The organism is Arthrobacter bambusae, from assembly GCF_022606295.1.
Lineage (GTDB): Bacteria > Actinomycetota > Actinomycetes > Actinomycetales > Micrococcaceae > Arthrobacter > Arthrobacter bambusae_A.
The window spans coordinates 1-9,203 of sequence record NZ_JAHHZS010000060.1; the positions used below are offsets into that span (position 1 = coordinate 1).

The 9,203-nt window shown below is 61.8% G+C and carries 8 protein-coding genes and 1 pseudogene; 8 read left to right on the forward strand and 1 reads right to left on the reverse strand.

Annotated features, from left to right (window positions below; genetic code table 11):
- From KNN17_RS21520 to KNN17_RS21535, 4 genes and pseudogenes are all read left to right on the forward strand, one after another.
- Positions 1–406, forward strand: a 406-nt coding sequence (locus KNN17_RS21520; RefSeq protein ID WP_241710880.1) for a hypothetical protein, incomplete at its 5' end; no start/stop codon positions are given.
- A gap of 361 nt (positions 407–767) precedes the next feature.
- A pseudogene (locus tag KNN17_RS22735) lies at positions 768–1,001 on the forward strand (arginase family protein); the annotation flags it as partial.
- A gap of 249 nt (positions 1,002–1,250) precedes the next feature.
- Complete coding sequence (locus KNN17_RS21530; RefSeq protein ID WP_241710882.1) at positions 1,251–2,534, forward strand: MFS transporter; 1,284 nt, start codon at positions 1,251–1,253, stop codon at positions 2,532–2,534.
- Positions 2,535–2,713: 179 nt separating this feature from the next.
- Complete coding sequence (locus KNN17_RS21535) at positions 2,714–2,992, forward strand: hypothetical protein (RefSeq protein WP_241710884.1); 279 nt, start codon at positions 2,714–2,716, stop codon at positions 2,990–2,992.
- 923 nt (positions 2,993–3,915) lie between these two features.
- Here the strand turns inward: KNN17_RS21535 and KNN17_RS21540 are convergent.
- The gene (locus KNN17_RS21540) at positions 3,916–5,091 is read right to left on the reverse strand and encodes an acyl-CoA dehydrogenase family protein (RefSeq protein ID WP_241710886.1); all 1,176 of its coding nucleotides are present in this window, start codon (positions 5,089–5,091) and stop codon (positions 3,916–3,918) included.
- Positions 5,092–5,314: 223 nt separating this feature from the next.
- Between KNN17_RS21540 and KNN17_RS21545 the strand changes: the two genes are divergently transcribed.
- The 4 genes from KNN17_RS21545 (at position 5,315) to KNN17_RS21560 (ending at position 8,747) form a co-directional block, all read left to right on the forward strand.
- Positions 5,315–5,881, forward strand: a complete 567-nt coding sequence (locus KNN17_RS21545; protein ID WP_241710887.1) for a MaoC family dehydratase — start codon at positions 5,315–5,317, stop codon at positions 5,879–5,881.
- The gene (locus KNN17_RS21550; RefSeq protein ID WP_241710888.1) at positions 5,881–6,762 is read left to right on the forward strand and encodes an HpcH/HpaI aldolase/citrate lyase family protein; all 882 of its coding nucleotides are present in this window, start codon (positions 5,881–5,883) and stop codon (positions 6,760–6,762) included. The genes KNN17_RS21545 and KNN17_RS21550 overlap by 1 nt, the downstream gene beginning before the upstream one ends.
- The gene (locus tag KNN17_RS21555; protein ID WP_241710889.1) at positions 6,762–7,934 is read left to right on the forward strand and encodes a CaiB/BaiF CoA transferase family protein; all 1,173 of its coding nucleotides are present in this window, start codon (positions 6,762–6,764) and stop codon (positions 7,932–7,934) included. Before KNN17_RS21550 ends, KNN17_RS21555 begins: the two co-directional genes overlap by 1 nt.
- Before the next feature lie 105 nt (positions 7,935–8,039).
- Positions 8,040–8,747 carry a GntR family transcriptional regulator gene (locus tag KNN17_RS21560; protein WP_274619771.1) on the forward strand — a complete coding sequence of 236 codons (708 nt, stop codon included), beginning with the start codon at positions 8,040–8,042 and terminating at the stop codon, positions 8,745–8,747.
- The last annotated feature ends 456 nt before the right edge of the window (positions 8,748–9,203 follow it).

Consider the following 9,203-nt stretch of genomic DNA (forward strand, 5'->3'; position numbering starts at 1 on the left):
CGCCCGAAGACGACAGAAAACCCCTGCTATTCCACCAGGGACGATACGCCAAACTCACCACGTGAGCCAACGGACCCCACACACACCAGCCTCAAAAACCCGCAGCCGGAAAGACAAAGACATGGCATCTGAGATCATCTGTGACTGGTCGTTAGCAGAAGGCATGTATGTTGAAATCCGCCTGAATCGCAAAATTGCAGATCAAGGCAGGGTCGAGATTACCACCCGTGATGGACAAACGCTTTGGCTGGAAAGCAGTGGCGCTCTTACCCGGCGCTTGTATATGAAAGCCGAATATTATGAGGCATGGACCGCCGGCTTCGAGGACGAATCCTGCGGCATTCCAAAAGATAAAACGGCCCAAGGCAGTGTTTGCCAATTCCAGAACGACTCACAAAGAGAATAGTTCCTAATCACGGTTACGGTTCTGCCTTAGCAGCCGACGCGGCTGCTGCGAGTGCCGCATATGGGGCCGCATCCAGAATCGGGTCATCCGCCACCTCCGCCTGTTCGGACCGTCAACACGTCCTGACATCGTTGAAGCCACTGTGCTTGACCATGGCACAAATTGAGGGTTCGGTGTGGCTTCAGTGCATACCGAGAGCGCTGCTTTGCTGTCAAGCGAACGCGTGTACCTAATCAATCTGGGGCGGGCTGACTCCCTGCTCAATATCCTCAGAAATTGTACAAGAGGGGGTAAGACGAATCAGATGCTTCTCCATTAAGTGGTTCGCATTGGCAATTACCAGCCAGGAAGTTAGTAATAAGTGGAAGAGCTGCGCATCGAGGCCAACAGCAAGCTTGGCGATTCCGGTGTTTCCTACCGCCCGGGTGCCCGCTTCTGCGCCAACCACGTGCGTGAAGCCAGCCTCTTGCTGCGTCCGTACAACCCGGTCTGCGACGTCAGCCCCTTTGAGAACATCCAGGTTGCCGACGCCGGCGACATGGCCGTGAACCCGTTCAACATCAACGAGGCCATCAGAGCATCCAGCAGGACGGCCCGGATATTCGGTCCCGGCGCCATTTCGAAGGCGCCTCGACGTCTGGGGCCGCAAGACCACCCTATAGGGAGCACAGGATGTGTATGGCGTCGGCTCCCGGGAACCTACCCATGAGCGGAAACGTCCGTAGTCTCACGGGTAGATGCCCAGACGGCGCACACGGGTGGTAGCGCCGTGCGGCAATGAGCAACCTATGACCCTGACCTTACCGAACGGAACACCGCATCATGCAGCAAGGAATCCTACGCATTGGCCAATAATCAGCAAAAATTTCAGCTCTCCGCGGTGCTGCTGACCGAAGAGGGCGTAACGCGGCCACGATTGAGAGGTCGATGGCTCGTCCTCGCGGGGATCCTCCTGACCGCTCTGAGTGCACGCCCAGCCGTGATGGGCGTGGCGCCGATTCTTCCGGAAATTTCGAGGGACCTTCCATTTGATATCGCCTCGCTGGGAGTGCTCGGCATGCTGCCCACGGCTGGCTTCGCGGTAACCGGGTTCCTCACGCCTCGAATGATGCGGCGAATAGAGCTTGAACCTCTGATTGTGGTGTCCCTCCTGATCGCCGTCGCCGGACAGCTTGGCCGTACCTTCGGCACCACAGTTTTGGCTTTTCTGGCCCTGTCCCTGTTGACCATGGTGGGTCTCGGGGTCGGCAACATTTTGCTGCCACCTTTGGTCAAACGGTACTTCCCGGACCATATAGGTCTTGTAACCGCTCTATATATGGCCCTGTTCGCGTTCGGCACCGCGCTGACTCCGCAGTTGTCTGTTCCCCTCACCGAGTATGCCGGATGGCGCTTCTCAGCCGGGATCTGGTCTGCTGCTAGCGCGGCTGCAGCGCTCCTCTGGATCATCGTGCTCATGCGTGCAGGTTCCAAACTGCAGACAATGCCGTCGCCGGTCCGCGAGGTGCCGCCCGCGCGGTCGTTCCGAATCCGTCCTTGGCGGTCACCTGTTTCGTGGGGGCTTTCGATGGTGTTCGCGGGCGCCTCGAGCAATGCTTTTGCTATGTTTGTCTGGTTGCCGACGCTGCTGACAGACCAGGGCATGAGCGCCGGGAGCGCCGGCTCAATGCTTGCCCTATTCGCTTTGACCGGTCTCCCCGTCAGTCTTCTCGTCCCTTCCTTGCTCGCCCGGGTGGCGAGTCCGCTACCCATTGCCCTCCTTTTGGTGACTATGTTTGCTATCGGTTACGTAGGACTTCTCCTCTCGCCGACAGCACTTACCGCCGTGTGGGTGATCTTGGCCGGACTTGGGCAGGGCATATATTCCTATGCCTTTGTGACGATCAATATGCGCACGCGCACCACGGCAGGATCAGGCGCGCTATCAGGTTTTTCCCAAGGTATGGGGTATTCCCTTGCCTGCAGCGGACCGCTCTTTTTTGGCATTCTGCATGACCTTAGCGGTTCCTGGGCGGCCTCATTCGCGATGCTCTGCCTCTGGTTGCTGGTTCTGACAGCGGGACTTCTCGTAATTAGCCGGGGTGTGACCTTTGAGGACCGCCCAGGTGTTCTGATGCTGAAGCCCTAAACCATTGAACTGAGCTGGCGAGTAATAGTCAGTAGGTCCCAAAGGCTTCGCCCTCATGGCCCATCTTCGAAGCAGGCGTCCCCTGATGCCGACGGTGTTCGCTGAGATGAGATTCCAAACTCATTGACGACGGCCAGACCAATACCCCGAACCCATATTTTGAAAGAACTGGTCCTCCGATGGCATCCAAACGCTTGACCTACACCGCCAAGAATCCACCACTCCGGGCTAACTCTGACGATGAGTTAGCAGGTCCGGACATCTTGGTGGTCAATGTGCAGCGGGCTGCAGACGTCGATCCCGCACTGGAAGAAGCGGTGGGCTTCGTGGTCAAAGCAGCCACACGGCTCCGTGCCGGTATTATGATTACTCGCGTCGGCGTGGGCCGCTACGTTGTTCGGGCCGCTCTGGAGGTTCCACACGGTCTTACCCGTCAGGAATACCGGAAGGTTATGTAGTTCGTTGCCGAACCTGCACACCGGTAGAACCGCCCTGATCCATTCGGCTCGGCCGAGCCGGGCCAAGCGACCAATATGCTTACCGTCTCTGTGTTGGGACGGCACCTCGGCGACGTCTCCGGGACAAGAGCTCTCTACTTTTCATTAGTAGCAGGCTGTGGTGGTGCTGGTCGAATCAGTGATGGAGGCGGCTCCGAACCACGGCCATCTCAATGACCCCGGCGGCCCCGCAACAGTCCTCAGCCTACAGCGCATAATCACCTGGTTGCACAGGTAGCCCGACGTGGTAGCGGGAGTGGTGGAAGGCTACGACGAGTCCGCTCAAGGCGTTCGCGGAACGCGCCGCCGAACCCCTTGTTCAACTATGGGGCGACGTGGGGGAGCGCACACGAGTCCATGTTTGGGGGCTTCCTTGAAGGAGCGCCGCGACCTATGCATGTTGTCTTTGCCGGTAGACACCATCCCACACGACAGGCCACGGCGAGTTCCACAGCACCGGGTTCCACTCCGCGTCACACAACTCCGCGGCGTGACGTCTAGCTGGTTGATCAGCGCGCGGATTCCGAGGGGATGTCGGCAGACAGCTGTCCGGGTCTGGGCTGGAGCAGGACCGCCAGGACATACATGTGCTCACGCTCAAATTCTGCCCCGAGTCGTAGGCGAGGCAGCCGTGAGCGCTGGCAGAACCGACACTTCGGCGAACGCTACCGAAGGAGATCGCCCACCGGGGCAAAAACGCGCCACCCTCGCAGTCGGACGACCGTGAAGGTTGCAGAGGGGCTGCACATGTGAGCAGCCTAGGCTGCACGGCTAAGCAGCGTGGCTGGCGGCGCCTTTCCTCGGGGATGGGGTGGCAGCGGGCCGTGCGGCCGGAACAGGCGTGAATGCGTCCTCTTGTAACTGTTTTAAGCGCAGTCCCTCATTCAGTATGAGCGGGGCAAACCGAGGACTTTCGTGGCGACGAAGCTTTTGATCATGTTGTTGTTGACCGGCGCGACCTGGAACATGCGGGTCTCGCGGAACTTGCGCTCGACGTCGTATTCATCCACGAAGCCGTAGCCGCCGTGGGTGTCCAGGCAGGCGTTGGCAGCTGCCCAGCTGGCCTCGGAGGCGAGGTGTTTGGCCATGTTGGCCTCGGCGCCGCAGGGTTCGCCGGCGTCGAAGAGCCGGGCGGCCTCGTACCGCATCATGTCGGCGGCCCGGACTTTCATGTATGCGTCTGTGATGGGGAACTGCACGCCCTGGTTGGTGCCGATCTTCCGGCCGAACACCTCGCGGCTGTTGGCGTAGTCGACGCCGCGCTGGGTGAACCAGTAGCCGTCGCCGATGGCCTCCGAGGCCAGGAGGATCCGTTCGGCGTTCCAGCCGTCGATGACGTAGCGAAAGCCCTTGCCGACATCACCGATCACGGCTGACGCGGGGACGCGCATACCTTGGTAGAAAATCTGATTGGTTGCGTAGTTGAACATGGTGCGGACCTTGACCACTTTGAGCGTGTCCGCCTGTTCCGCTCTGACCTGGCGCAGGTCCACCAGGAACAGGGTGAGGCCGTAGGTCTTGTCTGCGCCCTTACCGTCGGGCTTGCCGGACGTGCGGGCCAGGACGAGCGCGAGATCGGACTCGTCGATCCGGCTGGTCCAACTCTTGTGCCCGGTGATGATGAAGTCGTCACCGTCCCGGATCGCCTCGGTTTCGATGCTGGTGGTGTCCGAGCCGGCCTTGTCCTCGGTGATGGAGAAGGCTTGAAGACGCAGTGTACCGGCGGCGATCTGGGGCAGGTAGGCCAGCTTCTGCGCATCGCTACCGTGCCGCAGCAGTGCGCCCATCGTGTACATCTGGGCGTGGCACGCCGCCGAGTGACCGCCGGACTTGTTGATTTCCTCCATGATGACGGCGGCCTCGGTCAGGCCCAGGCCCAGACCGCCATATTCGGCCGGGATCAACGCCGAGAGTAGGCCCGCTTCGGTCAGGGTGTCCACGAATTCCTGCGGGTAGCGGCGATTGCGGTCCGTCTCACGCCAGTACTCATCGGGAAATCCCGTGCAGAGGAGGCGGGTCTTCTCGCGCAGCTGTTCCAGTTCGGCAGTCAGGGTGGGCATCTGTGCTCCTTCGAATCGTTGCTGGCAACTTTCCGTCACCTCTGGGAAACGACGTTACGTAATATATTGGGATTCGGCAAGTGGTGCCATACCAGATCTGTCGAACTCTAAATCCTTGACATCACCTGCTTTTTTAGATCAGACTAGCGTGGAGATTTAAATATATTTCGCGTTCGCCGTGCAGCAGTGACTGGCGGATGCAGCGAATCCAAGGAGAGCAGCGATGACCGAACATGCAATCCAGACGCCAGCCGGGGAAGGCCGCGTAGTAGCCGGCTGGACTGGCCGCCTGTTTGAAGACTTCTCGCCCGGCGACATCTACTACCATCCGTTCGGCAAGACGGTGACGGAGTCTGATAACCAGTCCTTCACGCTCATGACGCAGAACGTGGCGAAAACACATGTGGACCGCCATTTCGCCAAGGCGACGGAGTTCGGTCTGCCGCTGGTCAATTCCACTCTCACTTTGGCCCTGGTCACCGGCCAGTCGACGATCGATCTTTCCATGAACGTCTTCGCGAACATGGGCTGGGACGAGGTCCGCATGCCGAACCCCGTCTACGAAGGCGACACCATCTATTCGCGGTCCAAGGTCCTCTCCGTCCGGGAATCGAAGTCCCGCTCCAACCTTGGGCTGGTGACGGTGGCCACTGAGGGCTTTAACCAAGACGGCAAAATCGTGATCAGCTACCGCCGGACCTTCATGGTGTATCGGCAGGGCCACCTGCCCGGCGTCGAGTCTGCTCGCCCGGACGAATCGACCCTGCCCTCGATCGGGGCCTTCCAGTGATGGCGCCGGCAGGAAGCCTCACCGCAGTCGGCCTGACCGGCACCGAAGGTGTCGCCGCGGCGGTCACCGCACTGTTCGTCCCGGGTGATCGTCCCGAACGGTTCGCCAAGGCAGCAGCCTCAGGCGCCGGCGTCGTGATCATCGACCTGGAAGACGCCGTCGCGCAGGATGCAAAGTCCGCTGCGCTGACCGCAGCCCTGGAAGCAGTGGCGCCCGAGGGCGGCGGTGCTCCTGTGCGCGCACTTGTACGACTAAACACGCAGGGGTCCTGCCAGTACGAGGCCGACATCACCTTGCTGCTCTCCGCCGCCCGGACAGCGGGGTCCGGTCTGCTCGGCCTCGTTGTACCGAAGGCGGAAGACCCTGGTGCCCTTCGCCAGTTGCGCGTAGACATGCCAAAACACCTGGCTCTCGTTCCGCTGATCGAATCCGCACTCGGTGTGGTGAACGCGGTGGATCTAGCACGCGTGCCGGGAGTGACTCGGCTGGCCTTCGGTGCCATCGATTTCGCCCTGGACATCGACGCCGACGGCGGGGACCGGTTCCTGGACCATGCCCGGGCCCAGCTGGTCCTCGCCTCCCGTGCAGCCGGTATCGCCGCGCCGCTGGATTCACCGTCAACCGACATCCGCGACGTCGGCAAGGTAGCGGAGTCCGCCCGTCTCGCCAGGAACTTCGGTTTTGGGGGCAAGCTGTGCATCCATCCTGACCAGCTGGCGACCGTGCACAGTGCCTTCGTGCCCACACAGACCGACGTAGAGTGGGCCCTGTCCGTGATCGGCGCTGAGGGTGGCGCCGCCCAGGTGGACGGAAAGATGATCGACCGCCCCGTCACCGAACGGGCCAAACGTATCTTGCAGCGTGCAAGGAGGGAGCAATAATGGGCACTCTCCCGCTGGCAGGCATCACCGTCATTTCCCTCGAGCAGGCCGTCGCGGCCCCTTTCGCCACCCGTCAACTCGCCGACCTGGGCGCCCGGGTCATCAAGGTGGAACGGGACACCGGAGATTTCGCCCGCGGCTACGACACAAAGGTCCACGGCATGGCCAGCTACTTCGTCTGGCTGAACCGGTCCAAGGAAAGCATCGTCCTGGACCTGAAATCCGAAGAAGGTATGGCCGTGCTGCGCAGACTGGTGTCCACGGCCGACGTACTGGTCCAGAACCTCGCTCCCGGCGCCATCGAACGCCTCGGCCTAGGGCCAGACGAAGCCTTGGCCCTGAACCCTAGGCTGATCCACGCCTCGATCTCCGGATACGGCCGCGGCGGATCCTACGAAAAGAAAAAGGCCTACGATTTGCTGGTCCAATGCGAGGCAGGCCTGCTCAGCGTTACCGGCACCCCGGAGGCCCCCGCCAAGGTGGGCGTGTCCATCGCCGATGTCTCAGCCGGCATGTACACCTACTCCGGCATCCTGACTTCACTGCTGCAGCGGGCCGTCACAGGCCGCGGCGACGTCCTGGAGATCTCCATGCTCGAGGCCCTGGGCGAATGGATGGCCCAGCCCTACTTCTACGCCCAATATGGCGGCTCTCCGCCCGCCCGAAGCGGCGCCCAGCATGCCAGTATCGCACCTTACGGACCGTTCGGCGCCGCCGATGGCACAGTATTCTTCGGGATCCAGAACGAGCGGGAATGGGCGAAGTTTTGCACGGACGTGCTGCAGCAGCCCGACCTGGCGCAGGACGCAGGCTTCGCCGGCAACTCGCTGCGGGTGGACAACCGCTCTGCACTGCACAACGCCATCAATGCAGTTCTCGGCGGACTGCCGACGGCTGAGGTCCTGTCCCGGCTCGACGCCGCGGGGATCGCCAATGCCCAGTTGCGGGACATGCACGAGTTCGCCGATCACCCCCAGCTGGCCGAGCGCAACCGCTGGCGTGACGTTGACTCCCCGGTGGGACCGCTCCGCAGCCTGCTTCCGCCAGTCACGTCCCGGGAATCCGACGTCAGGATGGATCCAGTGCCGGAGATCGGCGAGCATACCGAAAAGATTTTGGCCGAACTGGGGCTCGGCGCGTCGGGTCTGGTCCCGGTTCGCAAGACCGAATGAATTTCCTTGGTCGCGCATCAGTCGCGGCTGGCCTGCCACCGCATACGGGCCGTGGCTGATGCCGTATGTTAGATGGGGAAAATGACCAGGAAGGGTCCCCAGACCATGACCAGCAGTAGACCCCGCAGTAGCGCCCGCCCGCAACTGAGCGAGAGGGCGACCGCCCATGTACGGGGCCTCATAATGTCTGGTGAACTGAGGCCCGGGACCCTGGTCCGACCCGAGACCATCGGCGAGGACCTGGGCATCTCCACCACGCCTGCGCGCGAGGCGCTCCAGGCTCTGCGGGTAGAAGGCTTCCTGGAACTCGTCCCGCGGCACGGATTCGTGGTGGCGCCCCTGACCGGTGAAGACATCCGGGACCTCTTCCGGGTCCAGGCTCTCATCGGCGGGGAACTTGCCGCCCGGGCCGCCGCCAACGCCACCGAACAGGATGTGGCCGAACTCGAAGCACTGCACCACGAACTGATCGCGGCCGCCGCCCGGAACGACCACGACCGGCTCGAAGAAAAGAACCACGCCTTCCACCGCGAGATCAACCTGATGGCCGACTCCCGGAAGACCGTCTGGGTCCTTGGCCTGGTCACCCGGTACGTCCCCCGGCAGTTCTACTCCTCCATCCCCGGCTGGCCCCAGGCCACCATGGACGACCACGCCGAACTGCTCAAGGGCATCCAAGCGCACGACCCGGACGCAACCCGGTCCGCGATGGAGCAGCATATCGTCCACTCAGGCGAGCTGCTGGCCGCCCACTTCGACGCCCGCGTCGCCGCTGCCGAGATGGCAGACGCGGGAGGGTCCTTTTCGACCTGAGCCGTCCTGAGGACCCGGGACCCGGCCAACATCATCGCCATCGGCCCTTAGGAGCCTTTGACGCCCATTTATTGGGTGCCCGTTCTCCTTGCCTTCAAAGGGAAACAGACGGAGGCCGGCCCCAACTGTTCACATCGCTCGGTTGTGTGCGGTGAGGCTAAGAATTGGTTTCCAAGGTTCCGGTCTTAGCCCGTTACATTTATTGGGTCCCCGAGAGCCGGGGATTTGGTCGCTGGACCCGGTATGACTTTCTTGCCCTGTCACTGATGATCCGGGGGGTGTTGTCGCCGGTTCCGGAGACACGCGTTGACTGCTGATAGGGACAGGGCCGGCCCTTTTTGAGGGCGAGGTCTCTTTGTAACGTGGGTGCCAGCATCGGGTGTCGTGACTGCGGCCAGAGGACGCGAAGGGGCGCGTATGGACGAGGAATTCGCTGTTTTCTGCGGGCTGGACGTT